This is a genomic window from Streptomyces candidus, from assembly GCF_014207445.1.
GTDB classification, from domain to species: Bacteria; Actinomycetota; Actinomycetes; order Streptomycetales; family Streptomycetaceae; genus Streptomyces; species Streptomyces candidus.
In genome coordinates this window covers 1-24,701 of record NZ_JACHEM010000029.1, presented here as the reverse complement: position 1 = coordinate 24,701, position 24,701 = coordinate 1, and the positions used below count along the sequence as shown (strand labels likewise).

Below are 24,701 nucleotides of genomic sequence, written 5' to 3'. Positions count from 1 at the left end.
GTGTCCTTCACCGTGCGGAGGGCTGGTCGGTCAGCGGCGGGTTGTCGGGGGCGGCGGTGACGGTGTCGGCTCGCAGCGGCAACAGCCGGCCGGCCACCAGCTGCTGGGGGGCGAGGTGAACGCGGCGGCCAGTGCGGTCGTCATCGCCGGGGGCGCCCGGCTGGGGCCATTCCAGGGCGGCCCGACCGGACAGGTGCAGGGTGCGGCCGGTGGTGAAGTCGCAGAAGAGCAGAGCGGCGGTGGGGTCGGCCTCGAGATTGCCGAGTGTGTTGAACATGTTGTTGCCCCGGTAGTCGGGCCACCACAGCCCTCCGTCCTCTGCGCGGACGAATCCAGCAGGCCCGCCGCGGTGTGAGGCGTCGTTGCCGCGGGCGGGATGGGTTGTGCCGATCAGAAAGGTGTCGGACCGGCGGATCAGGTCGAGGTCATCCTGCGTGAGGGTGCTTCCGTGCCGCACCGGCTCCGCGCCGGAGGGGGCGCCGGGTGCGGGTTCGAGGCGGCGGTGCTGGATGTACTGCGGGCAGTTGCCGTAGGCCTGTTCCACGGCGATGCGCAGCGCGCCGCTCCCGGTGTGGGACAGAGTGCCGTTGATCCGCAGGCGCCGACGGGCGGCGAACTCGACCACGATCAGTCCCACCGGCTGATCCGTCGGCAGGTGATGAAGCGGGTCGCCCTCGGCGGGCAGGGTTCGCACATCGAGGGTCGCCGGTGAGGTGACGCGGAGAAAACCGGGCGGGCCAGTGAGCGGGGAGATCCACAGCATGCCGGTCGTGTCGCGGGCGGTGATCGCCGCGAAGGTCCTCTCCGCCAGGAACCGCATCACGCCGCCGCGCAGCTGAGCGGGGGCCAGCATGTCCGAGAGTCGGGCCGCGTCCTTGGCCACGCCCGCATGGCGCTGCACGACCAGCTCACCCTCGTGGAACCCCGCAGTGGTGTTGTGTACCGGATCGGACATTGTTCTCCTCCCAGGTGCTGCCGTTGGAGCGCCGAGGGGTGGGCGAGGGGTGTGACCGCGGCCTGACCCCAGTCGGTGCGGTGCGGTCAGGTCGGCGGGGCGGGCGCGGGTCAGGCCACGATGCGCGGGGTGATCACGGGCCAGTCGTTGTCGACCTTGGCGAGGATGTTGAAGTAGTTGGTCAGGATGTTCAGGGCCAGGTGGCCTATGACCTCGCCGATCTCGGCGTCGGTGGCGCCGGCGTCGCGGGTGGCCTGGAGAGCGGCGTCGTCGACCTGGCCGTGGCCGCGGGCGATGGCGTCGGACAGGGTCAACAGCGCCTGCGTGTGCGGGTCGGACGCCTTAGCGTCGCGGGCTGCGTCCAGTTCGCCGGAGTCGATCTTGGCGGTGTTCGCACCGATGTAGGTGTGGGCCGACAGGCAGTACTCACAGCGGTTGTACTCGGCGGTGGCCAGCGCGAGACGCTCACGGACCGGGGCGCTCAGCACGCCGCCGGCCAGTGCACCGGACAAGGCAAGGTAGCCCGTGAGTAGGGCGGGACTGTTGGCCATCACCTTGGTCATGTTCGGCGTCAGGCCGAGGGTCTTCTGTACATCGGCAAGCAGCTCGGCGGCCTTGCCGGTCGCAGTAGCGGGCTCAACGGGGGCGAAAACGGCCATGAGTAGGCACTCCTTCAATCGCTGTAACTCTGACGCTTGGGTGCGCCTTCAACCATTAGGGGAACCATGACACGTACCCGCCTTCGCGTCAACGGATGAAAGGGGGCGCAACCATTAGAAGTGCGATAGTCTCGGTGACATGAGCACGAACGCACGGCTGCTGGACGAGCCGCTCCCGGTGGAGTTGATGAACACCATCTGGGCCGACCGGGACGGCGTGCACGACGCGCTGCGCGATCCTGACGGCACGAGGTCCTGGCTGCACGCCGTCTCTTCCCGAACGGATCCGATGACGCCGGAGAACCTCGATGCCCTCGCCCCTGCCGACCTGGACCGCCTCGGCAACCAGCTGATCAGCCTGCGTGACGCTCTGCGCCGGCTGGCCGCCGAGGCCGTCGAGGACCCGCGCCCCGCAGCCGCGTCCTGCACGCGCGAACTGCATGCAGCCGTCACCGTGCTCAACCAGGCCGCCGGCGAGACACCTCACTGGTCGGCGTTGTCCTGGACACCCGGCCAGGCACCCTCACGCCACACCCGCACCAGTGGTCAGGCAGCCTTCGCCGTCGTCTCGGCCGTCGCTGAAGAATCAATCGAGCTCTTCAGCCAGGACGCCCGCGACCAGCTCCGAGCCTGCCTGGCCCCGGGATGCGTCCTGTACTTCCTCAAGAACCACCCCCGCAGGGAATGGTGCTCCGCAGCCTGCGGCAACCGAGCCCGCTCCGCCCGCCACTACCAGCGCCACCGCCGCGCCGACACCTGACGGGCCCTCACCCTGTCAGGACCGGGATCCTCCACTTCGGACACGAGCTTGCCACTCGCGCCAACTCAGACGCTCATTCGCCAATTGCACGGCTCAGTCACATCTCCGCCCATGGCTCTGGACGTCGACCGCGGCAACGCCCTTGCCCCAGAAGACCTGCCCACCCCGCCTTCGACGTCGCACTCGCCGCCGACAAGCTGCTCGCCAGCGACCCGCGCGACTCGGAACGCGCCACGGCCGAACTTCTCAACTACGTGGCCGCCAGTTGGGACAAACAGGATCACCCGCTGCGCGACACGCCCAGGCCGCCGTCCGCACCCTGCGCACCCGCTAGGAGGAGATCCGCCCATGCCCGCATCCACGGCCACCCGGCGCGCGTACCGTGAGGTGACGACCCGCCGGGAGGACCAGATGAGCGCGCAGCCCGACCACGCACCCCTCACGCCGTACGCCCCCGCCCCGGGAGCTCCGGCCGAACTCCTCGCCCAGCTGCGCGCCGACAAGCGTGCGAGCACCTGGGTGCCGGCCTTCGAGCACGAGTGGGCGGCCGCCCTCGAGGAATCGCGGCGCACGTTCTCCCTCGCCCGGCTCTACGAGGTCCTCCAGAACTGGCAGGGCCGCATCGCGCACGCCCCGGCCGTCGATGCGTTCGTCGCCTCCGGCTACGACGACAGCGACGCCGTCGACCTGGCGGAGCTCCGCCGACGGCGCCGGTGAGCCCGTCGCCGTACGCGGTCCGAGTCTGTGCCCCGGCCGCCAAGGCCCTCGACGCCCTGCCCGGGCACGCCGCGGACACCGTGTGGGACATCCTGGCCGCGGCCGCCGCAGATCCGTGGGGGTTCGCTCAGTTCGACACGGACGACGATGAGGGCGAGGACGTCCGCTACGCGGCCGTCGGCCAGCTCTCCCTGACCTACTGGATCAACCGGCCTCTGCACAGCTTGACGGTCCTGAACATCGTCTGGCTCGGGTAGCCACCCCGTGACAACGCCCTGACCCCACCATCGCAACTGCCAAGGTCAGGGCGCTTTCCATCGTAGCCAGGGCCGTATCCACCGGTAGGGACCGTCATCCTGATCACAAAGCCCTGCTCAGCGAGTGGAAGCCGCCGTGTACGGGGCTGCCGCCCACAACGTCATCAACGCGGCCAGGCGCGCCCTGAACCCGCGCTGTCGCGCCGGGTCAGAGGGCGGCAGTGGCGGCGGGGAGGCTCCATGTGACCGCCTAGTGCCGCATCAGGCTACGTTCGCCCTCCTGGAGACGACGCGTAGGAGCCGGTCGTCGCCGCGGCGGTCTCGCCACAGCCGGCCGGGCACGTGCCAACGGAGCTGGAACGACGTCTCGCGATCACAGTGGTCAGCCTTGAGGCTCCTGCGGTTTGACCCCGACCTCGCGCAGGCTCTGCTCTTTGAGCTCGGTGCGCGCCTCGGTGCGGTGTCCACGGGCGATGTAGTCGCGCACGACCGCTTCGACGGCGTCCTGGGGCGAGCCGACCCCGGCCAGGACCATCACTTCCACTACCAGTTCGGCATCAAGACTGATGTTGACCTTGGCCACGAGCGGCCCCCCTTCGTCGGTCCCGGACTCTAACAGCCCATCGACTCGTTCCCGCTGAGGTTCCATGGCACAGGACTACAACAGGGCGAACGCTTGCTTGATACAGCACTAGCGCCTCCTCCAGCCCTCCGAGGGTGTGGAGACCGCCATGGAGCCACTCAGTGCTCCAGTCCGTGTGCAGCGGATCCTTCGTGATGAGCCCCGAATAGGCCGCATCCCCCTTCAGTGCCCGGCGCAGTCCCTCAGTGACGGCGGCAGCGTAGTCCAGTGGCTTGCACCGGGCGTACTCAGTCCGCGTCACCGCGCGGATCCGGACCTGCTTGTGCGATCGGTTGTGTTCCTCCCCTGGCCGGGGGTTCTTCGCCCGTGCAGACCGCGACCCATTCAGCCCAGCCTTTACCAGATCCCTCCATGTACAGGTCGATGCATCGGCGGCAGCTGTCCTCTCCGTCCCTGGGGAGAAACCACTCGGAACACGTGCACATGCGGAGTCCCGTGAATACCTCGACGCAGGAGAAGCACATGTCGATCCGCCGGTCACGAGCTGCTGCTGTGCGTACCCCGATGATGAGTGTTCGGTTCCAGCACTTCGGGCAGTCACCTGAGGAAATCTCGTCTGCGGTGCTCCCTGATTCGAAGCGCTCTTCGTAGGCGTACGCGAGCTGTTTGCTGTCCCAGGCGCGAGAGCAGAAGTGACATTTGCTGTTCTCCTGCTCCACCACCAGGGCCCATTCGTGGCACGACGGACATCGCACTGCCGTGTCGGCGTGCTCCTTGAGTTCGTCACGCAAGCGAGCGCGGCGGGTCTCCACGTAGGTGCCGATCTTCCGCACTCCATGGCGAACGAGGTTCATCTCTTCCTGCAAGGAGGCGATCTGTTGTTCTCCCAGCTGGGGTATCAGCTGCTCGTCCAGGAACCTCATGAGGAAGTCCAGCACACTCGCTGCTTGCTTTCTCACCAGGGCGGCTGTCTCCTGCAGGCCCCAGTGCTGAAGACGGTTGCGGAGCCTCCCCAGTTCTTCCACCGCCTCGCGGTCCCTCTTCTCGATCGGGAGCCCGATCACGTCGACGAGCCGGCGCATCGACTCAGCGATGGTGGCGCTCTCGCACTTTCCCTCGTCGTACTTCTCCCTGGTGCACTTGCTGAGGTCCTTCACCACGGGCGACCAGTGGGCTGTCTGGAGGCGTGCCTTGACCAACACCTTGGTGGCGGCCTGCAGGTGGAGGACCGCGTACTTCAGATCCCGGGCGGTGACGTCCCTGTCAGGTCGCGCGAGCCGGGAGACAACCTCCGAAAGAGAATCGATGCCATTCGACACAGGCAGGAAGCCCACGCGAGGGCCGACCCCACCGGCACTCATCTCACCACAGGGATTACGGCTCATGACGACCTCTCACGAAAACGCTTGCTGCGTCTGACGCAGCGGGGCAGAACGCGAAGACTAACCAGCGGGCCGTCCGAACGTCATCGACGGTCCGTAACGCCGGGTCCGATTCAGGGCATCTGGCAAGTCGATCCCCTCTGTCAGTGCGCGCTCGTACGGTGACGACGTGGCCTTCACCTACCACGCTCCGGTTCCCGCCCAGCAGTACGGGGAGCTACCGACACGGGATCGCTCTGCTTCTGCTCCATGTGGCGAGCGGGGACGGGCGTGCTCTTCAGCTCAACAGCACCATGGGCTGGGCGGAGGGGCGCCTGTGGGTGCCCCTTCTCACGTGCCCGCGAGCGCAGGCAGCGTGGCAAGCAGCCGGGCAGGCGTGCCGGCCTCCACCGCGTACAGGCCGTTGACCATCACCGGGCTCTCTGGACCCGGCGCGCTCCAGGTTCCGGTGCCCCGCGTGGTGGCGTACTCCCGCCCATCCGGCGTGGTGCAGCGCCTACCGGGACCGATGATGATGTCCGGCTCTGCAGACGGGCCGCCGACGATGACGTACGGCGTTCCGCCGCAGGCGCTGATGCTGGACCGGTAGCTGCCCAAGTTCGTGTGTCCGCCGTGCAGGATGTGCGGGGACCGTATGACAGTTCTGTCCGGGTGTCGGGGCGGGCGTAGGCTGGGGGTGCGTCCCGAGCTTGGGCGCAGCTTGCAGATGTCGTATGCGCCTTCGGGGCTCGTGGATTTTTCCGGCCCGGGTTGCACGTCAGGTCCGCACGTCACCGCGCTCTTTGGGAGTCCGTGGTGCGGGCCCGTCCCTGATGTGTTCTCCCTGCATGTGTCCGGCTGTGAATGCCCCCGAGGTCTGCGGGGTGGTGGTCGTGCCGGGTACGCGATCCCGAGGCCTGTATCAGAACCACCCCTTCCTTCCGCGTCTTCCCCGAGCGTCCGCACCCCCGCGGGCCGGCGCCGTTCCCCGCCCCCGCCGGTCACACCGTACGTGCCGACGGCGCCAACACGACCACCCCTCGCCTCTGCGCCGCCGGACGCGTCGTGCAGCGGTGCGCTGGTCCGGGGCTGTGGTGTAGCAGCCGCTGCGGCGGAGCAGAGCGGGAATGCTGAGCCGCGGCATGGCCCAGGCCGTGTCCCTCCTCCAGGACCAGGGCAGTCTCCCCTACCCAGCACGCCCCGCCGCGGGCCGGCGCTGTGACCACAGCTGTCTGATAGGCGCGGCCGGGCAGCGTGCCCTCAATCGGAAACTCCTCGCCGCCCTCGCCGGCGCTCAGACCGAAGCCGGTGACCTCACGCAGCACCTCCTCCTGAAGGTCTGCCACGAACAGCCACGCCCCGCCCGCACCTGCCTCCTTCGCGGCGCTGTCGAGCAAACGGGGCAACTGCTCGAAGGGCGCCGTGTGACTGGCCTCCAGCAGACCGCTCAGCGCCCGAGCCACATCGGGCGCCGTCACGCCCTGCTCCGCAGCCCGGGCTCCAGCCCACCGCCGACATGCACCTCTACTGCCATGACCATCCCCACCAGAGCGAAGCCACACAGGCCTCGAATCGACAAACGCATGCACCACCGGCAAGCAGGATCTCAGCCCGCAGGGACGACACCGGCGCGCCCAGCTCGCCCCGTCCTTCGGCGGGGGCGGCCAGTCAGGACAGCGACTACGCGCCAGTCTCCCACCCTGCCGACGGGCATCATGCACCTGTCGAGGCCGGTGGTCCTCGATGGCCTCTTCGATCAGCCGCTGCCCGGCAGAGAACGCAGAGCGGAGGAGCATGAGGCCATGCGGCTGCCCCCGCCTGCCCTATGCGGCTCCTGACGGCCCAGGAGCTCCAGCAGGTGCACGAGCCCGCGCGTACCGGCGCCCGCCGTCACCGAGGTGCTGTCCTGGTTGCCGATGAGATCACGTTCGACGCGCTGGCCAGTCGGTCTCTCTTCGGCCCGGCCCCGACCACCAGGACCGGTGCGGTGCGCTCCACCTGCCCCACGACGCAGACGACCGGGTCCCGGTGACGTTCCCGCTACGCGGCCTGGGGCCCCGGTGTCCGCTTCGCGGTCCGGACTCCGGCGCTCCGCACGAGCAACACGCCTGTTGCGCAGCCAAGTCGGCCCCTGGGGCAGGCTGGCTACTGGCGATGCGTGATCGGACCGTCCGCGCGATTGTGCTGCAAAGGGGTGGCGGAGCACGCGTGGACGCAGCCCGGGGGTGGCCTCGGGGTCCGCCACGGGCCCTGCCGGTGAGGGAGGGGATGGGGTGGGTGCGTGCTGGTGGAGGCGTTCGAGGGCGCTGAGGACCTGGCGCTGCGGTGGCGGCAGAGTCCTTCACCCAGGTTACGTGTATGACTGAAAGACATTCCCTCAGATCAGCACGGGCGAAAATCTCCCATGGTGGGAGTAGACATTGGGTCGTGGTGTGGTTATGTTTCTCCTGTAACCCAGAGGGACAGCAGGGCCGGGCAGAGATGAACTGCCTGGCAGCAGTAAGCAGTTGCAGTTCGCAGGATGGTGCGGTGGTGGAGTTCCGAAGCCGGTGAGTGGCATGGAGGCGACGGGACTGACGGCCGGACCGGGTGGCCCGCAGTGATCAGGGGCCATCACCAGCAGCGCAGGTGCAGTACGCAGTACTCGGAAGTACTCAGCAGTGCAGGTAGGTGAGTGGCACCTCGGTGAAGGCGTCGGCTGCGGGCGCGCGCACCGGGAGGTCCGGCAGTGGGGTTCTGAGCCAGAGCAGACGCAGGACGGGCGACGGGGCTGGCTGCCGGAGAATGTGGCGCCTCTTGGGCCACAGGCGCAGTACGTATTACCCGTAGTTCGCGGTAACAGCAGTTCGCAGTACCCGCAGTTGAGTGAAACTCGCCTCCAGAGGGATGAACGGAGGAACACTCAGAGCGCCATCAGGATCGCCCGGACGCACGAGCTTAGGAGTCCGGGTACCGCAGGACATCGCGTAAGTGAGGTGGTCTGAGGTCAAGCAACCGCGATCCCCGCACTCCGGGCAGCACGCAGGCCCGGCGGGCGGAAACAGTGAGCCGGCGCAGTCCTGGGGCCGGCAGATGGTGTAGCAGTTCCTTCGGGGCCCGGTGCCGGATGGCACCGGGCCCCTCCCGCATGTTCCCGGAGTTGCTTCGCGAGCTCTCCTTCCGGGCTCCGCCAAGGCCAGCCCGTACAGCCGCCCGTCCCTAGTTGCTTCCGTCGCCGGCCCTGACGGAGGTCGAACGGTCCGGTGCCTGCCGTGGCGGGTTCTGCTGGCCCTCTTGGGGCCGGGTCTACCAGGTGACCGGTAGTGCTTCCGGTCCTCGGATGAGTACGTCTTTTTGCCAGGGAACGTTTTCGGGGTCGGTGGCCAGCCGTAGGTCGGGGAGGCGGGTGAGGAGGGTGGTGAGCAGCAGTTCGGCTTCCATGCGGGCCAGTAGTGGTGCCAGGCAATGGTGGGGGCCGTGGCCGAAGGCCAGCTGGGGCGGGCCTTGGCGATCGATGTCGATCCGGTGCGGTTCGGGGTAGCACCGTTCGTCCCAGTTGGCTGCCACGTAGGAGACGTAGACGGCCTCACCGCGGCGAATCAGGACGCCTCCCACTTCGACGTCCTCGGTGGCGATGCGGGCTTGTCCCACGCCGTGCTTGTGGGGGATCCAGCGCAGCAGTTCTTCCACGGCCGCCGGTACGGCCTGCGGGTCGGAGCGCAGCCGGCTCTTCAGATGGTCGTCGGTGAGCAGGCAGTAGACCATGTTGGAGGTGTGGTTGCGCACCGCGTGCCAGCCGTTGATCCCCATCAGCATGGCTAGGGCCAGGACTTCTTCTTCCTCGATCCTGCCGCTGTCGGCTGCGGCTGCGAGTTCGCTGAGGAGGTCGTCCTGCGGCTGGAGCCGGCGTTCGCGAACCAGCCCTCGGAAAGAGGAGCGGACTTCTTCTCTGGCCTGCCGGGCACGCTCGACCCCCGCTTCGTCCTTCGGCCGGGTCAGGACGGTGTTGGCCCATGTGCGCAAGCGCGGCCGGTCTGCTTCCGGCACACCCAGCACAGCTCCGATGACATGCATGGGGAAGGGGGAGGTCACGTGCTGGACGAGGTCGGCGGGCGGTCCGGCTGCGATCATGGAGTCGATGAGCTGGTCGAGTACGGCTTGGGCGCGGGGGCGCAGGGCTGCCGTGCCGAAGCGGTTGAACGCCGAGGAGACCACGGAGCGGATCCGGGTGTGGTTGGGCGGGTCGACGAAGCTGACCGCACGGTCCAGCGGGATGAGATATCTGTTCATGCTGGGCAGCGGCTGGCCGACGATGTCGCGGCTGAACCGGGGATCAGAGGTGACGAACCGGACGGCGTCGTACTGTGTCGCCAGCCAGCACTCGCCGGGAGCTCCGTGCGGCAGCCGGATCCGGATGACCGGTTCGGCCTGCAGCGCCTCACGGAGGAAGGGGTCGAAGTCGAGGGCAGCCAGGTCCGGCACCTCGTACAACGGCGCGGTTGCGTCCTTCTTCATTCCTGGCTCCTGACCGGCTGTTCATGGCGCAGCGGTGTGAGCTGCTCGATGTCGTAGCGGCGCCGCAGCGCGGCGATGGCCTGGTGGTCCACGGGCCCGTCGGCGGACAGAATCTCCAGGAGTTCCTCAAAATAGCGCTCGTGGTCCGGGGGCGGGGACGACTGGAAGAACATCCGGGCCGGGACGCCGGTGGGGTTGGCGAAGGCGTGCGGGCAGCCGGGCGGGACCAGGATCACCGTGCCGGGCGTGGCACGGACCACACGCTCACCCGTCGGCGACCGCCACCCCCGCCAACTGTCCGCGGTGCGCACCCGCGGTTCGAAGGCGAGCACATCGAGCTCGCCCTCCAGGACGTAGAACAGTTCCTCACTCCGGGCGTGGACGTGCGCGCCGACGTCGAAGCCCGGTGGCACGAGCACCTCGAAGCTCGACGAGAAGCGCGAGCGGCCGCCGGTCACCTTGAACGTCACATCCTGGGCGGCCGCACGAAGGGCACGGCCCTCGCCGGGCGGCACGACCAGGCCGCTGCTCAAAGCCGTCGTGATCAGTGGGTGGGCGGTCATCGGGAACCCTGCGGTGCTGCCGGGCGTGGTGTGCCGTTCCACCGGCCCAGCGCCATCTCGGCGGTGATGCCGGGGCCGAACCCGGCCAGAAGGCCGCGCGCCCGGTCGGTGGCGCCTCCTTCGTCGAACAGCCGGCGCAGCGCGTCCAGTACGACGGCGCTCGCGATGTTCCCGTACTCGGTGAGCGTGGCCCGGCTGTGACGGAACGCCTCCGGCTTGACCTGGAGGAAAGTGCTCAGGTCGTCCAGGATCCGCGGCCCTCCGGCATGCACGATGTAGAAATCGAGATCCGAAGCATCCCAGCCGTGGTGGTCTGCGAGGCTGCGCAGCACCGGGGCGAGCGGCTCCATGGTGCCCGGCACGCGCTTGTCCAGCAGGAAGTGGAAGCCGGTTGCCCGCACGTCGTACGTGATCCAGTCTTCGGTTCCTGGGATGAGGTAGGAGCCGTTGCGTTCCAGGCGGATGCCGTGGCCGCCCGTCCCGCGGACGACCGCGGCGGCCACACCGTCACCGAACAGACCGTTGGAGAGCAGCGATCCGATACCGATGTCGGTGGGCTGATAGCACAAGGAGCAGAACTCGCATGCCACGATCAGCGCGTTCGCCCCGGGATGAGCTGTGCAGAAATCATGCGCCCGGTTGATCGCCGCCCCGCCCGCCGCGCAGCCCAGCTGAGCGATCGGCAACTGCCGCGTATCGGCCCGGAACCCCATCGTGTTGATCAGCCAAGCGGTGAGCGAAGGCATCATGAACCCGGTGCACGACACGTAGATGATCATGTCGATATCCGCGGCCCGCAACTCGCCGTCCTCCAGCGCGCGCCGCACGACCAGCGGTACACGTGCCTTCGCCTCGGCCGCATACAACCGGTTGCGCTCCTCGAAGCCCGGGTGCGCGAGTGTCTCAGCGATCGGCTGCACGAGGTGGCGGGTGCGTACCCCGGTGTTCTCGATCAGGCGCAACGCCAGGCCCAGCTGGGGGTGATCGGCATGCCGCGAGCGGGCGAGTTCGAGCGTCTCCTCCATGGTGATGACGTATTGCGGAACCGAGACGGCCGGCCGACACAAGGTCGCCATGCAACACCCTTACTTCCCGCGGCACTGGAGTGCCTCCGTTGACCCGGACGCATCCATAACGACCCCTATCCACCCAAGTCACCCTCCCGTACCCGCGGGCCTGCAAGCGGCAGAGAAATACACTCGGCCCGCTTCAACGGGTGGTTATGCCTACGCGATGCCTTGCTCAGGGGCAGGGACGTGGTCAGGCGCTGCGCTCAGCGGCTTCAGCGACGGCCCCAAAGTGAACCGGTGTCGACGCCCGAAAGTTCACGCCCTTCGAGGGTCTGGCTCGTTGAGTCAGACCGCGAGGATGGGTGATCAGCGTCGCCGAAGGCGGCGGACCTCGCGCCGTCGTGACGCGTGCACGAGCTGGTCGTGATCCCGTCTTCACTGGCTGGGCCGTCGGCTGCCGTCGCCAACGGCAAGGACTGCAACAACCCGGGCATCCCGCCGGCGAACCCGGCCATGACACAATCAAAACCGATCCATGGTCAAATTCCGCCACGGTCGCTGAGGTACCCGACGACGCGCTGTGGCGCCCCGTGCTCGCCCACCGTCTCCTGGGCGAGCCGACTGTACGGACACGTACGTCCCCTGCGTGAACCGCCGCCCAGCGCGGCGCTCCACAGCTCGGATATCGGAACGTCCAAGCAAACTACCCCTGGCTGGGAGCTCGTAATGGCGCGGATAGTCCTGCGTGAAAAGACCGCTGAGGATCCTGGGGAGTGGGTTCGCAGAAAACCTCCCCTTTCTACGTTCGGTCGGGTGCTGGCCATGATGCTGGCTTTTGTGGGGACGGTCGTATTTGCGGTGGTTCTGGCCCGGCTGACTCTGGAACCCTCGGCAGCGTCCGTGCCGCTGACGCACAATAACCTGCGTCCTGGTGACTCCATCCGTGCGTACCTCGCGCATCCCATGGCCCCGGACACAGTCAAGCAGCTCGGCGGCAATATCGTGATGGGGATACCGTTCGGTGTGCTGCTGCCGGTACTGGTACCCCGGACGCGAGGACTGGTCCGCGTAGCGGCGGCCACCGCTCTCGTGATGATCCTCGTCGAACTCGTCCAAGGCGCCCTCATTACCGGGCGCGCCTTCGACGTTGATGACGTACTGCTCAACACCGCAGGTGCCCTCATGGGTTACCTGCTGATCGGCCGCAGGATGGGTCGCGCAGTGCATCCCCGACGCCGCCCTTGGTGGCACCGGTTCACCAAACGCCAGCCGACTGCTGAAGACCCGGCATAGGTGCGCCGCGCCCCCTGTCCGACACCGGGCTGCCCGGATCCCGTGTCGTACGGTCTGTTGTCGCGGCTGCCCACCGTCCGCAACGGATCTCACCGAACCCGGCGGGACGAGGTGGGGTGCGGGATAGCGCGGCCGGCTCGCGCGCACCCCGCTCCCATGGAGGGGCGCACCACCGCACAGCGAAGCCCGGGGACGGTCACCGAGGTGAACTTGCCCGGGCTTCTGTGCTGCCGGTCGGGGCGCTTTGGGGGCCTGTCGAACCGGACATGTAACCGCCTTCGTCCGCGCTGGCCCCCGCAACGCCCCCTGCTCTACGGGAAGTTCGTCCTCACCCGCAGGAGTGGGCGGTGGCCGGTTCGCCCGGCACAGCAGCCCGTGGTGGTCGTACCCTGCGGGGTATGAGTACTGTCGGGCAGCGCCTGCGGGGACTGCGGAAACGTGCGGGACTCACCCAGAGCGAACTGGCCCGTGCGGCCCGGGTGTCCCGGCGCACGATCGAGGACCTGGAACAGGAACGCGGCACGACGCCCCGCCTGGAGACCCTGCGCAAGCTCGCTGTCCCGCTGCGTACCACCACCACGTTCCTCCAGGCCGGCACCCGCGAGAGCGTCGTCGGCCCTGACGTGCAGACCGCTGACCTGTGGGCCGATGCGCGTACCGCGCTGCTGGGCCCGCCCGCCCTGGTGGAACTCGACGACGCACCGACCCTCGCCGGGGTGCGCGCCGCGCTGCACGCAGCCGAACCGCTGTTCTCCAGCGACCGCCTCGCCGAAGCCGCCGCGGTACTGCCCGTGCTGCTGCGGGACGCGGAGGCCCTGGGCGACGACGGACGCGCCCTGCGGGTGCGCCTGTTGCAGCTCGGGGGATGGGCCATGGTGCAGACCCGCCAGTTCGACGCCGCCCACGTCGCCCTTGAGCGGGCGTTGGACGGCGCCGCCGACCGCCTGGAGGGCGCGGCCACCGTCACCACGCAGTGCTGGCTCCTGCTGCGCCAGGGCCGCCTGGAGGAAGCCCGCAGCCTGGCGGTGCGGTGGGCGGACGACCTGGAACCGGCTCTCGCGCGCGACGCCGGACGAACTCGCGGCGTGGGGGTGGATCCTGCTGCGGCTGTCGGCAGACGCCGTCCGCGACGAACGCCCCGGGGAAGCCGCGGACGCCCTGAAGTTCGCACAGGCCGCCGCCGTGGCCCTGGGGCGCGAGCACACCCCGGGCGGCGACTTCCTGCGCCGGTTCGGCCCGACGACCGTCATCTTCAAGCGCGCCGAGAACGCCTCGATCACCCAGCGCCCGGACGAGGTGCTGCGCCTGGCGGCCCTGGTGCCGGCCGCCGGGCAGCGCGCGACGTCCAACAACCTCAACCGGCACCTGCTGGATGTGGCGAACGCCGAAGCGGACGTGCGCAACTACGCGGGCGCCGTCGACACACTGCTCCGGGTCGAGACGGCGGCACCCCAGTGGCTGCCCAACCAACGGCTCGCGGCCGACATCCTCACCAAGGTCATCAGCCGTCGCCGCACGTTGACGCCGGACATGCGCCGCCTGGCGGACGTCGTGCGCCTGCCTGCACAAATGTGAGTTCGCGGACCGCCGTCAGGGTTCTCCCCATTGCCTGCCCCGCCGGGCCGTTGAAGGGTCGTACCCACGACGACAGCGAAGAGGACGGCGACCAATGAGCGCGCACCACACACCGGAACACCACGGTGCCGACGGGGCCGGCTCCCGCCACCTTGCCGTGCCCGCCACCCAGGAGGTGCACGGCCTCCCGCTCGACACCACCCTGATGAGGGAGACGGTCCGGCAGGCGAAATCCGTGCTCCTCACGTCGCACCCGCTGCCCCGCCTTGACGACGTGGAACTCCTGGCGTCGCTGCTGTCCGGGCACGTCCGCCTCTCCTGGAGGAGACGCTGTCGGCCCTGGACGCCATGGACCACAGCACCATCGACTGGGACCGGGCCAAGGTCTCCCACGAGAAGACCGCAAACGCCCTGGCAGCGACTCCCACGGGCCTGGCCGCCGCGACCGACCGCCTGCACATGCTGACTTACGGCTGCGAGCGGCTGCTGACACTCCTGCCGGATCACGCACCACACGTCCCGTAACGCACCGCCCTAGCCAAGGCGGAGGTGCCTCGCTCGGTGGCCACGGTGGCAAAGGGCGGTGCGAACGGCGTGGGCGATGCCGGCGCCGGGATCGGAGCAGATGATGATCACGGGTGCAGGCGTGCCCGGGGCCACGGTCGTCGTTGCACATAGGCCGCTGCCGATTTGCGCGCCGTTGCGGGTGCCGCGCAGCATCAGCGTGCCCTGTCCGGGGGTGACCGGCTGGAGTATCCGCGGGAAGCCGGCGCGGCTGGTTCAGCCTTGTGGGGACGGGTGGTGTCCCATCCACCAGTTGCCGGTGGCGTGGGGGTCTGTGCTGGACCAGAATTCGATGACGGCGTTGGTGAATTCGGCGGGTGAGAGCATTCCGTCGCCGTCGGTGTCGATATGGGTGAACGCCTCGGCTGCCATTGCCTCGGTGAGCTGGGGGAAGTGCCCGCGCTGGAACGCGAGGAACTCCTCTGGGCTGATCTGGCCGTCCTGGTTGATGTCGGCGATGGCCAGGTAGGTTTCGGCGAGCGCTCCAAGGGCTGCCCTGGCGGCTTCGGAGTCGTCTGCCAGCGTACGGGTCGAGGCGACGAACTGGCTCTTGGAGATGCCCTGGCTCCCGGCCGGGACGAAAGGCGCGTGCACGTCCCGCCAGATGGTGGTGTAGGCGCCGATGATCTGATCCGCCTGCCGGGAGCCCTCAGAGTGGCCGAGCGAGGTCGCCACCCGACGTCCCATCTCCACGTGGTCGTCCTCGGTAAGGATGCCGTTGCCGTTCACGTCGAGCTGATCGAAACCCTGCTCGATCTTCAATGTGAGGAAATCCTGGCCAGACATTGCCGCTCCTTACGGGTAACCGAACACAAGTGACAGGGCATCAAAAGAGAAGCGCCTGCCACTTCGACGGTACTTACCGCAGGCAGTACCGGAGCGAATTCCCCACGTTGTACACCTACGAGTGAATGGGGGTGACGGGCTGCGCTCTGGTGTTTCGCCGTCGGCGGGGCACGCCGCGCACGTCCGCCCCACACGGCCCCGCAGGGACGGCGACCGTGCTCTGCTACCACTAACCGAACGGTTTTCTGCCCGGCGGCCCACTACCGGGCGGCCCTTGGGTGCGCCACGATGGGGTCTCATTGCGACGAGCGCCGGGAGATGCTGTGGGCAAGCACGAGAAGCCGGAGCCGCCGCCGGGCCAGGGCAACCCGCCGCCGGACAACGCCGATGGCCAGGTACCGAAGCCGCCTCCCTCCGACGGGAAACACAAGAAGTGACCGCCTCAGTCACCTCTGCATCCGGTCAGGCCGCCGTCCTGGAGGAGCGCGGGGCGTGGCCCGCACGCTCACCGTGGATCAGAACAGCCGTCGAGAAGCTGCCCCGCGAATGGTTCGCACCGGAGCGGCTGTGGCGGTGGGACGGCCACCGGTACCGGGCCGTCGACCGGGCCGCGGACCCGGCGGGCTGGGCAGCACAGCTCTACGGCGATCCCGACCGTCCGGCCATCACTCAGCTCACCGACGGCCGCCCCACCTCAAGCCTCTCCTCCACCGGCGTGGTCGTCGACATGCTCGACTCCCTCTTCCTCGAGCCCGGCCACCGGGTACTGGAGCTTGGCACCGGAACAGGCTGGAACGCTGCCCTGCTCGCTTCCCGCGCCGGGCCCGGACATGTCCTCAGTGTCGAGACGGACCCCGCCTTGGCGGCAGCGGCCGGCCAGCGCCTGCAAGAGGCGGACGCGGAGGTGCCGGTCGTCGTCGGGGACGGGACGGCCGGCTGGCCGGCGGGAGCACTGTACGACCGGGTCATCGCGACGTACGCGGTCGACACGGTGCCGTGGTCCTGGGTGGCGCAGACCCGTCCCGGCGGACGCATTGTCACGCCGTGGGGGCACCTGGGCCACGTGGCCCTCACCGTCAACAAAACCGGCAGTGCCGCCAGCGGGTGGATGCAGGGCCTGGGACAGTTCATGCCTGCCCGCAGCACGCCCGCCCCCGCCCCCTCCTTCACGGACGTCCGCGCGGGCAGTGACAGCGACACCGAGTGCTCCTTCACCCGGGACCTCGCACCGTTGGAAGACCCCTGGGGGCTCGGATTCCACCTGCGCGTGGTGATGCCCGAACTCCGATTCAGGACCGCATGGGACGAGGACGGGCTGAACGCCTGGCTCCACGACGGCTCCTCCTGGGCGGTCCTCGCGGCGTCCGGCGACGGCCGGACGATCGCCACACAGGGCGGCCCCGGCCGCCTCGTGGAGGCCCTGAGCGAGGCCTGGGACCAGTGGACCGCAGCCAAAGCCCCCACCGTCTACGACTACGGCATGACCGTTGCCGATCACGGGGCCACCCAGTACGTCTGGGTACATGACCCGTCGCGACCCGTACTCCGGCAGGCGCAGCGGGCCACGCCCGAGCCGCGGCCCGCAGCCGGTTAAACGGACGGCAGCCGGACAGGAGCGGGGTCCCGCGCACCGAAGTCTGATCTGCTCTGCCGTCTGAACGATCTTTCCGATATCCACCGTTCCCTTGGCGGTGAGCAACTTTGCCGGGCGCCCTCCAAGAGGTGGGGGACGGCCGCCGCACGGGCACGCGCGGGGATTCTCGGCTCCGGGCGGGGTTGCTTGACAGGTCCTGACGCTCAGGCCGGACGGCCTGGTCCGCGCGAAGCACCGATGTGATCGGCGGCGTGGCTCTGTTCCGGTGCCAGTGCAGTGCTGCGCACGCAGCGATCTTTCGCGGGATCTGCGGAGAGGACCACGGCTATCGCGGCCGGGCTGCAAGCCTGCGCTGGGCCGGCGGGGGCCGTTCGGCGGTCTGCTGCTCGACCTCCCCAACGGGACGGCGCCGCCTTGATGACCGGTCTCGTCGGCACCTAAGGTCTGTCCCGTAAATGATCTTCAGGTCGTCTCGGGCATGACTGGCCGCGGTACGTCCGGCTGGTCTATCCGGCGAGGGCGAGGTTGTGCAGGCGGGCGATTCCGAGCATGGCGTGGTGGACGCCGTCGCCTTTGAGGCGGCAGTCGCGGAGGATTTTCCAGGTCTTCATGCGGGCGAAGGCGTGCTCGACGCGGGCGCGGACCTTCTTGTGGGACTTGTTGTGCGCTTCCTTCCAGACGGGCAGGTCTTCGCCCTTGCGTCGGCGGTGGGGCATGACGAGCCCGGTGCCCGGATAGCCGCCGTCGGCGATGGTCATCGTCATGCCGACGGCGGCCTTGGCGCCGGACTCCTCCCACGCCTTGCAGTCGTTGCGGTTGCCAGGCAGCGGTCGGCCGACCACGACGACCAGGCGGGTGTCGGCGTCGATGACGACCTGGTGGTTCGTGGAGTACCGGTAGTTCTTCGACCGCTCGGCAACGGCGTGATCGCGGGTGGGCACCAGGGTGCCGTCCACGATGAGCACGGTGTCCCTGGCGAACCGCTTGCGGGGCTGCAGGGCGAGCATCGGCCCGAGATGGTCGATGATCCGGTCCGCCGCCGACTTCGACACCCCGAACAACGGGGCGAGCTGGCGCATGGCCAGGTTCGTGCGCCAGTAGGCCGCGACCAGCAGCGCCCGATCCTCCAGCGGAAGGCTCCACGGCCGGCCCCTGCGGACCACGTCCGCACCCTCGCGCCGGAGCACTGTCACCAGCCTGCCGAACTGCCGCGGGCTCAACCCGGTGAACGGGACGATCCAAGAGGGCTCCGACGCCGTGATCACACCAGCCATCCCAAGATCATCTCACCTGTGACCAGCACTTACGGGACAGGTCTTAGTGCATCGGCCTCCCACTCCGCCGGTTCCCGGCCTCTGCCACCACTCCGGCGGCACGTCCGGCCGCACCGCCTTCGCTGGCGACCCCCGTGTCGGGTTGCGCTGCGGCCAGGTCCGCTGTGACCTCCTCGGCGGCGGCGTGTGGGAACCTCGCCCGCTGGTAGTTCGTCAACGCGCGTCGGCCCTGAGGCTCGGCTGCGTCGGCCCGGCCGCCGCAGCACCGCACGCCTTAACAACAGGGCGTGACCGAGGCCACTTTGGATTACTGGCCGGTTTGCCTGAACGCAGTGTTGACGCCGTGTCAGAGCGCCCAGGAGCTGCTTCATGTGCACCGCCTCGTGTCCGATAGATACTCGATCCCGTGAAAGGATTGAGTCATGGCACGCCCTTCCTCCTACCTGTGAAGCCCGGCACCCGTATGGAGGGCAAGTTGATGCGGCAACCGCTGGCGAAGATCGCCCGGGAGGCCCTTGGTTGCGGCACCACGGGAGCGACCGCCAACACGTGCCACGGCGCCGGTCCGGTCGTCGCGGACGTCTGGACCGAGAACGGCCTCGGTTTCGTCCTGCTCGTCCACCGCAGGGACGACGGGCACTTCGCGGAGGAACTGTTCTACTCCCTGCATGACCCCAGCGAGGGCGCCGGGACGGCGGACTGGGCCGACTGCGACCACCTCAGCGGCGGGCTGCTGGGGGTCGACCCGCAGGATCCGCAGGCCCGGGCGGAGATCCTTGCCGGCCGCGACATGGCGATCGTCACCGAATCCGAATCCCTGGTGCACACCAGAAGGCTGCCCGAGGACGACGGTGACGAACTCGTGCGAACCGTGCAACTCCTCATCGCACCGGGGGCTACGGCCCTCGAAGTGGAAAACCTGACCAGGCACACCCGTCACTGCCGTCCTGTCCAGTTCCCGCTGGCCCTGATCGTTCTCCTTCCCGGAGACCGGCTCCGGGTCCGCGCGGTGACCACCACCGAAGCCGGGCACGAGACCGTCAGTGACCACATCGAGCTGCTACACCCTTCCGGTCCGGCACTGGGCGGCGGCGATCCCGGCCCGTTTCTGACGGGTGCGGGGTAGCCTCGGCGCAGACTGACGTCTTTGTGATCAAGAAGCGTGGGCGAGTTGCCGGCAACCGAGCGGCATCGTCGGCCAGCGGAGTGCGGTGCCGACGGTCACTGCCATTGCGCAGACTCAACGCAGACCGTCAACGGGCGGGTGACAGTGCATCTATTGCGTCATGCGTGATGAGAGACTGCTGGGATGCCCAAGAAGCGCCCCAGAACTGTGAGCTTCGCCGTGGTGCTGGAGTCTCTGGAGCCGGTGGAACCCGACGGCGGTCCGTTTGTCCTGTCTCCTGCGGGTGCGGGGGAGCTCGTCGACGCGGACGGATGCCGATGGAAGGTCCTCCGGGGCCCGTTGGATGTGCGACTGGCGAAGCGGCTTGTCCGCGGAGCCGATGTGATGATCATCGGTGAGGGTGCCGGTGACCGTCTGCGGTGCGTGCCCGCAGAGGAAAGGGGTGCAGCGTGGGCCGGTATCAAGGACCGTATCGGTAGCGACGGCCTGCCGAGTTACCGGGCCTTCCAGTTCATTTCTGCGGACGGCCACCAGCTCCTCTACATCGAGCAGACATGCTGATCGCGACACTGCGCTGATCGCCCTATCGTTCAGTTGGTTCGCTCATTCCAGACGTTCGGACCTGCGGCGCGCGGTGTCAGCGGTGCCTCTCACGTCCAGCGCATGCCGATGCTGGATAGCTGCTCCACCCGTTCCGGGGTCAGTCCGGTGGCTCTGCTGCGTTGGTTGTTGATCCATGCTCCCAGGCGGTACTGGTCTGCCCGGCCGTTTTCGGTGAGTACGGTCTCTGTGTGTTTGCGCGGGACGTTGAGGTGGCCCTCGCGTGCGTAGTACTGCCGGGCGGCGGTCAGGTTGGCCATCCACTTGTCGGCCTGCGTACGGGGCCGTGGCGGCTTCTCGTCCTCGCTCGCGGGTGTGATCCCGAGGATGTGTTCGCTCATCCATTGCTGCACGCTGGTGAGTTGTTCCCACCCGTGCCGTACCGTCTGTACCCACCGTCCGAGGTCTTCGCCCTGGCGCAGGATCTCACCCGGCGTGGTGGGCAGCGCTCCGCCCGTGTCCAGGTGTGTCCGTACGAGGTGGAAGCAGCGCTGCCAGCTCACCGGCCACGCCGGGCACCACGACGGGTCGATCTCCTCCAGCTGCTCACGCCGCGTCTCCGACAGCGCCCCGGCCGACGACCCCACCGGCAACCCCTCAGCACGCCGCCGCTCGATCTCCTGCGCCCTCCTCGCTGCCGCCCGCGCGTTCTTCAACCAGATCCCGACCGCCGCGCCCTGGAACGTGGCGTCCGCGGGTGCCAGGAGGTGTCCGTGTTCGGCAGCCCACCCGCGCGCGGCGGACAGGCCCTCCTCCCACGCGACGTCGTAGTGCGACCAGATCATGCCGAGCTTCTCCAGCTGCTCGATGTGGTCTTCGTCCATGTCCCCGCGGGCGTAGAACCGGCGCGCGTCGGCGGTCCACTGCCCCAGCGGGAAGTTCGCGAGCGAGGCCGGCCACACCGCGACTTCCACCTCCTGGTCCTCGACGGCGGGCACGCGGAACGTGAACGGCACCTTCAGGTCGCCGTGTTCGCGGGCGTAGAGGGCGGCCGCTTCCACGCCGCGCCGCCAGTGCTCGTGTTCCGGGTTGAGGACGCGCAGGTTGATGAACGCGGCGAGGGCGGCCGGGTCGCGCGGCGTGGAGAACTTCAGCAGCTGCCGGGCGGGCGCCGACGGCCCTGACCCATCCCCCTCGCCTGGGCCCTCCTGACCCTGACTGCGGCTCTGAACGCCTCTCACGCGGCTCGGGGCCTGCTGCTCCGCGAGTCTCTCCACCACCCTGGCGTCGTGCGCCCTGAGCGCCTCCAAAAGCTTCGCCAACCCGCCGAACGCCTTTGAGGTCAGCATGTTGTCGGCCGTCTCGCCGGGCCCGAGCAGCACCGGCACGACCAGGCTGGCCATCTTCCCCTCGCCCGGCTGCATCCGCAGCGCCCGGCCCACCGCCTGGACAAGGTCCGGCATCGAACCGCGCACATCCGCCCAGTACACGGAGTCACAGTTTTTCGTGTCGACGCCCTCGCCCAACACCTTCACCGAGCACAGGTAGCACTTCTCCACCACGGTGCCGTCCGTGGCGATCCCGGCCGCGAACTCCCCGAGAAGCCGACGGCGGTGGAGCGGCTTGTGGTCCCCGCACAGCCAGTCCGCCCAGATCGTCTTGGGGTACAGCTCGGGGTCGTCCGCGTGCAGTTTCGAGGTGACGTCGGTGAGGCCGGCCGCGAAGGCTTCGGCTTCCTTGACCGTGTGGTGGAAGACGAGCGTGCGGCGGAAGCCCTCCTCGGCGGAGGCCTTCATCAGGGCGGTCTGCAGCGCGGCGAGCCGGGCCCCGCGCACCTCTGCGGAGCGGCTCTCGGCGCCCAGGAGCTGCGCGGCCTGGAGCGCGGTGTCGGTGACGTCGACGCAGACGACTTGGTAGGGGGCACAGATTCCTCGGTCGATGGCCTCCGAGAGCGTCAGGGTGAATGCCCTGCTGCCGAAGGGGCCCTGGGGGTCGTCGTCCATGCTCGCGACCAGCTCGGCCGGTGCGCCGGCCTCGTCCTCGTCTCCGAGCTGCCACAGCCGCGGCGTGGCCGTCATGTACAGGCGGCGCAGGGACGGGATCTTCTGGTTGTCGTGGACGACCGCCCACGGCTTGCCAATCCGTCCCGAAACCCTGTGGGCTTCGTCCACGACGATCAGGTCCCAAGCCGGAAGGCCCCGGGCGTGTGCCCGTTCCAGTGTGCCGAGTCCGAGGCTTGCGTACGTGGCGAAGACGGTGACCTTGTCCAGGCCGCGTGTCCATTCCACCAGCTCGTGCACGTCCGTGGTGTTGGGGAAGGATGCTTCCTCGCCCCGCAGTGAGGACACCCCGATCATCGGCCCCCGGCGGCCCCCCTCGCGCCACGCGGCCTCGGTCTGGGCGAGCAGGTCCAGCGAGGGCACGAGCACCAGCACCCGGCCCGCGTGGAGCTCCTCCGCGCTGCGGACAGCCACCCTCGTCTTCCCGGACCCGGTCGCCATGATCACCTGCGTGCGGAGCCCCCGCTCGGGCACGAGCGATCTTGCAGGCAATTCGAGGGCACGCACGACCGCGTCAATGGCTTCTCGCTGGGCTGCCTCACGCTGGTCAACGCGGTGAGTGGTCGACATATCCGTCTGCCTTCTCGTGGGTGCCGTCCGGTCGACTGGAGCGGCGGGGAAACGGGAAACCTGCACCTAGGGAGCTTATGGAGAGCTAGGATTGAACTGACCCGGTCGGCTTGTGGCTCCGTCCTCCCGATCGCTGGTCAGGCCGTGTGATGGATCTCCAAAATCTCCCGGAGCGCTCCGGGGTGGGGTGCCCTGAGTCCATAGCTTATCTGCTTTCAAGAAAGAAACACATAGAACCTGAGGGTGTTTTCAGTCGCGGTCGCATGTACCGCGTAGGCCGATCAGGGGCATGGAGGTGCGTCTTGCGGGAAGCACGATGCCATGAGAAGAGATCAGGGGCACTGGTTCCTCGGCAAGGGCAAAACTCCGAAGCAACTCAAGGCCTACGCACGGGTGTTCGCTGCATTCGCCATCCTTGAGCTAGCAGCATTCCTAGCAACGGCGACGAGAGAGGATCCGCGAATGTGGATCCTGCTTCTGACAGGGTTCGGATCAGTCCTCTTCCCAACCATGTTGTTCCTGACACTGCACTACCTGCGTGACACGAGAGGCCCGAAAACGTAGCAGGCGAATGCTGCCCGACCGCCCCTCCCTCTTGCCGCTGCTCGGGTCGCAGGCCCGTGGGTGGGCCGCGCGGGGCGTGGCACGCCTGGCCTGCACGGGAGCTGGTGCCGGGTGCGCTGGGGTGGCTGGTGCGCAGCGGAGGCCACGGGTCGGCCGAAGGCCGGCCGCCGGGGCGCTCCGCGCGCGCAGCGCACCGGCTCGCTTGCTACGGGCGCAGCCCGGAGTCCCTCATGCGGGCGAACGTTTGCGCGGGCAAGGCGGCCGGTGCCGCTATCATGATCGATTCAAACTCTGGGGGAATGATCGTGCGAATACTTTCTGGCACTGTGGCATCCGGCGTCGCGTGCATCGCCCTGGTCGTCATGCTCTCGGGGTGCTCCGGGGACGCGGAGCCGCAGGAGCGGTCGGCCGGGCAGATGCTCGCCGAGGCGAACAAGGCCATGAAGTCCCTCCAGGCGGTAACGATCACGGGGCGCGTGACGACAGAGGATGGGCGCTGGGGGTCCACCCGGATGAGGACCGACCTGAAGGGCACCTGCTCCTTCACGTCGGCCGGCAGTGCGGGGGAGAAGCTCGAGCAGATCCGTATCGGCAACACCGACTACATCCGTCCCAACCTGAAGCACATGCAGCTGTCGGGGATGGAGACCAAGGGCCGGAAGGATCAGAAGAACTGGGGCAGGACGACCGTCGATCCGGCCGCGTCGACCGGCGAGAACGGACTGACTGACTGCACTCACTCCTTCGCCTCGTTCGGGAAGGCCGTCAAGGGCAAGACCGGCAAGATCGACGGGGTATCCACGACCAGCCTCATCGTCACCGACAAGACGGACAAGAGCGCCACGTACACCTTCCATGTGGCGACCGAGGGCAAGCCCTACCTCTACCAGGTGGTGTACAAGAGCCCCGGCTTCCGCAACGTCACCTCCTTCAGCGACTTCGACACTCCACTGAATGTCGAGCCCCCGAAAGCCGACGTAGTCGACCTCCCCAACTGATCCTCCAGCCGGCCCCGCACACTAGCCCCCGGTGCCCCGTATACGGCCCGGTCCGCGACAGCGGGCTGGGACCGGTCGAAGCCGGCGAATCGGCGCGCGTTCCCGCACTGGACACCCGCCCCCTCCTTGCTGCCGCTCGGGCCGCAGGCCCGTAGGTGGGCCGCGCGGAGCGTGGCACGCCTGGGCACGCGGAGCGTGCCGGGTGGCCGGAGCGCAGCGCAGGCGACCGGGGGCCGCAACGCGGGCCCCTCGCCTTGTAGTTGGCGGTGCGCGCGCAGCGCGTACCGCTGGCGGGGAGCGAAGCGAGCCGCTCCGCTCACGCGGAGCGGGAGCGGCCGGGGAGCGCAGCGCGCCGGCTCGCTGCTATCGGCGCAGCCGATAGGCACCCGCTCCGCGGG

General features: G+C 68.6%; 23 protein-coding genes and 1 pseudogene. 11 read left to right on the top strand and 13 right to left on the bottom strand.

What is annotated here, in order from left to right:
- Positions 1-7 precede the first annotated feature (7 nt).
- Entirely contained in the window at positions 8-955 is a 948-nt protein-coding gene (locus HNQ79_RS31070) for a pyridoxamine 5'-phosphate oxidase family protein (protein WP_185036322.1), read from the bottom strand.
- Between the two features lie 110 nt (positions 956-1,065).
- Positions 1,066-1,614, bottom strand: coding sequence for a carboxymuconolactone decarboxylase family protein (locus tag HNQ79_RS31065; protein ID WP_185036321.1), 549 nt, complete (start codon positions 1,612-1,614; stop codon positions 1,066-1,068).
- Positions 1,615-1,753: 139 nt separating this feature from the next.
- Between HNQ79_RS31065 and HNQ79_RS34270 the strand changes: the two genes are divergently transcribed.
- The 3 genes from HNQ79_RS34270 to HNQ79_RS31050 all read left to right on the top strand — a co-directional run bounded on the left by HNQ79_RS34270 (position 1,754) and on the right by HNQ79_RS31050 (position 3,348).
- Positions 1,754-2,374, top strand: coding sequence for a CGNR zinc finger domain-containing protein (locus tag HNQ79_RS34270; protein WP_185036320.1), 621 nt, complete (start codon positions 1,754-1,756; stop codon positions 2,372-2,374).
- A 411-nt stretch (positions 2,375-2,785) separates the two neighbouring features.
- On the top strand, positions 2,786-3,091 hold the full coding sequence (locus HNQ79_RS31055) for a DUF6247 family protein (protein WP_185036337.1): 306 nt from the start codon (positions 2,786-2,788) through the stop codon (positions 3,089-3,091).
- Positions 3,088-3,348: a hypothetical protein gene (locus tag HNQ79_RS31050; protein ID WP_185036319.1), complete on the top strand. Its 261-nt coding sequence runs from the start codon at positions 3,088-3,090 to the stop codon at positions 3,346-3,348. Before HNQ79_RS31055 ends, HNQ79_RS31050 begins: the two co-directional genes overlap by 4 nt.
- Before the next feature lie 382 nt (positions 3,349-3,730).
- Here HNQ79_RS31050 and HNQ79_RS31045 read toward each other — a convergent pair whose 3' ends face one another.
- The 8 genes from HNQ79_RS31045 to HNQ79_RS31015 all read right to left on the bottom strand — a co-directional run bounded on the left by HNQ79_RS31045 (position 3,731) and on the right by HNQ79_RS31015 (position 11,425).
- Entirely contained in the window at positions 3,731-3,931 is a 201-nt protein-coding gene (locus HNQ79_RS31045) for a type II toxin-antitoxin system VapB family antitoxin (protein ID WP_185036318.1), read from the bottom strand.
- A complete protein-coding gene (locus HNQ79_RS33350; protein ID WP_221508334.1) occupies positions 3,906-4,232 on the bottom strand; it encodes a replication initiation protein in 327 nt (108 codons plus the stop codon). The genes HNQ79_RS31045 and HNQ79_RS33350 overlap by 26 nt, the downstream gene beginning before the upstream one ends.
- Entirely contained in the window at positions 4,219-5,316 is a 1,098-nt protein-coding gene (locus tag HNQ79_RS33345; RefSeq protein ID WP_221508333.1) for a hypothetical protein, read from the bottom strand. Before HNQ79_RS33345 ends, HNQ79_RS33350 begins: the two co-directional genes overlap by 14 nt.
- 327 nt (positions 5,317-5,643) lie before the next feature.
- The gene (locus HNQ79_RS31035; protein ID WP_185036316.1) at positions 5,644-5,910 is read right to left on the bottom strand and encodes a cupin domain-containing protein; all 267 of its coding nucleotides are present in this window, start codon (positions 5,908-5,910) and stop codon (positions 5,644-5,646) included.
- Positions 5,911-6,293: 383 nt separating this feature from the next.
- A complete protein-coding gene (locus HNQ79_RS31030) occupies positions 6,294-6,770 on the bottom strand; it encodes a hypothetical protein (RefSeq protein ID WP_185036315.1) in 477 nt (158 codons plus the stop codon).
- A gap of 1,807 nt (positions 6,771-8,577) precedes the next feature.
- Positions 8,578-9,786: a cytochrome P450 gene (locus HNQ79_RS31025; protein WP_185036314.1), complete on the bottom strand. Its 1,209-nt coding sequence runs from the start codon at positions 9,784-9,786 to the stop codon at positions 8,578-8,580.
- On the bottom strand, positions 9,783-10,349 hold the full coding sequence (locus tag HNQ79_RS31020; RefSeq protein WP_185036313.1) for a cupin domain-containing protein: 567 nt from the start codon (positions 10,347-10,349) through the stop codon (positions 9,783-9,785). The genes HNQ79_RS31025 and HNQ79_RS31020 overlap by 4 nt, the downstream gene beginning before the upstream one ends.
- Positions 10,346-11,425 (bottom strand): type III polyketide synthase, encoded by a 1,080-nt coding sequence (locus HNQ79_RS31015; protein ID WP_185036312.1) that lies wholly within the window; start codon positions 11,423-11,425, stop codon positions 10,346-10,348. The genes HNQ79_RS31020 and HNQ79_RS31015 overlap by 4 nt, the downstream gene beginning before the upstream one ends.
- A 660-nt stretch (positions 11,426-12,085) precedes the next feature.
- Between HNQ79_RS31015 and HNQ79_RS31010 the strand changes: the two genes are divergently transcribed.
- The 4 genes and pseudogenes from HNQ79_RS31010 (at position 12,086) to HNQ79_RS31000 (ending at position 14,752) form a co-directional block, all read left to right on the top strand.
- Positions 12,086-12,652: a VanZ family protein gene (locus tag HNQ79_RS31010; protein WP_229923791.1), complete on the top strand. Its 567-nt coding sequence runs from the start codon at positions 12,086-12,088 to the stop codon at positions 12,650-12,652.
- Between the two features lie 398 nt (positions 12,653-13,050).
- Positions 13,051-13,176, top strand: a pseudogene (locus HNQ79_RS34660) (helix-turn-helix transcriptional regulator); the annotation flags it as partial.
- 658 nt (positions 13,177-13,834) lie between these two features.
- On the top strand, positions 13,835-14,227 hold the full coding sequence (locus tag HNQ79_RS34655; protein ID WP_308437378.1) for a hypothetical protein: 393 nt from the start codon (positions 13,835-13,837) through the stop codon (positions 14,225-14,227).
- 348 nt (positions 14,228-14,575) lie between these two features.
- Positions 14,576-14,752 (top strand): hypothetical protein, encoded by a 177-nt coding sequence (locus HNQ79_RS31000; protein ID WP_185036311.1) that lies wholly within the window; start codon positions 14,576-14,578, stop codon positions 14,750-14,752.
- Positions 14,753-15,007: 255 nt separating this feature from the next.
- On the opposite strand, the gene HNQ79_RS30995 is transcribed toward HNQ79_RS31000, so the two are convergent.
- Positions 15,008-15,577 (bottom strand): EF-hand domain-containing protein, encoded by a 570-nt coding sequence (locus tag HNQ79_RS30995; RefSeq protein ID WP_185036310.1) that lies wholly within the window; start codon positions 15,575-15,577, stop codon positions 15,008-15,010.
- 433 nt (positions 15,578-16,010) lie between these two features.
- On the opposite strand from HNQ79_RS30995, the gene HNQ79_RS30990 reads away from it, so the two are divergent.
- A complete protein-coding gene (locus HNQ79_RS30990; protein WP_185036309.1) occupies positions 16,011-17,171 on the top strand; it encodes a methyltransferase domain-containing protein in 1,161 nt (386 codons plus the stop codon).
- 506 nt (positions 17,172-17,677) lie between these two features.
- Here the strand turns inward: HNQ79_RS30990 and HNQ79_RS30985 are convergent.
- Positions 17,678-18,445 carry a transposase gene (locus HNQ79_RS30985; RefSeq protein WP_185036308.1) on the bottom strand — a complete coding sequence of 256 codons (768 nt, stop codon included), beginning with the start codon at positions 18,443-18,445 and terminating at the stop codon, positions 17,678-17,680.
- A gap of 478 nt (positions 18,446-18,923) precedes the next feature.
- Between HNQ79_RS30985 and HNQ79_RS30980 the strand changes: the two genes are divergently transcribed.
- Both HNQ79_RS30980 and HNQ79_RS30975 read left to right on the top strand, forming a co-directional pair.
- Entirely contained in the window at positions 18,924-19,571 is a 648-nt protein-coding gene (locus tag HNQ79_RS30980; RefSeq protein ID WP_185036307.1) for a hypothetical protein, read from the top strand.
- A gap of 183 nt (positions 19,572-19,754) precedes the next feature.
- On the top strand, positions 19,755-20,132 hold the full coding sequence (locus HNQ79_RS30975) for a hypothetical protein (RefSeq protein WP_185036306.1): 378 nt from the start codon (positions 19,755-19,757) through the stop codon (positions 20,130-20,132).
- A gap of 89 nt (positions 20,133-20,221) precedes the next feature.
- Here HNQ79_RS30975 and HNQ79_RS30970 read toward each other — a convergent pair whose 3' ends face one another.
- Complete coding sequence (locus HNQ79_RS30970) at positions 20,222-22,741, bottom strand: DEAD/DEAH box helicase (RefSeq protein ID WP_185036305.1); 2,520 nt, start codon at positions 22,739-22,741, stop codon at positions 20,222-20,224.
- 869 nt (positions 22,742-23,610) lie between these two features.
- Here HNQ79_RS30970 and HNQ79_RS30965 point away from each other — a divergent pair.
- A complete protein-coding gene (locus tag HNQ79_RS30965) occupies positions 23,611-24,303 on the top strand; it encodes a hypothetical protein (RefSeq protein ID WP_185036304.1) in 693 nt (230 codons plus the stop codon).
- The last annotated feature ends 398 nt before the right edge of the window (positions 24,304-24,701 follow it).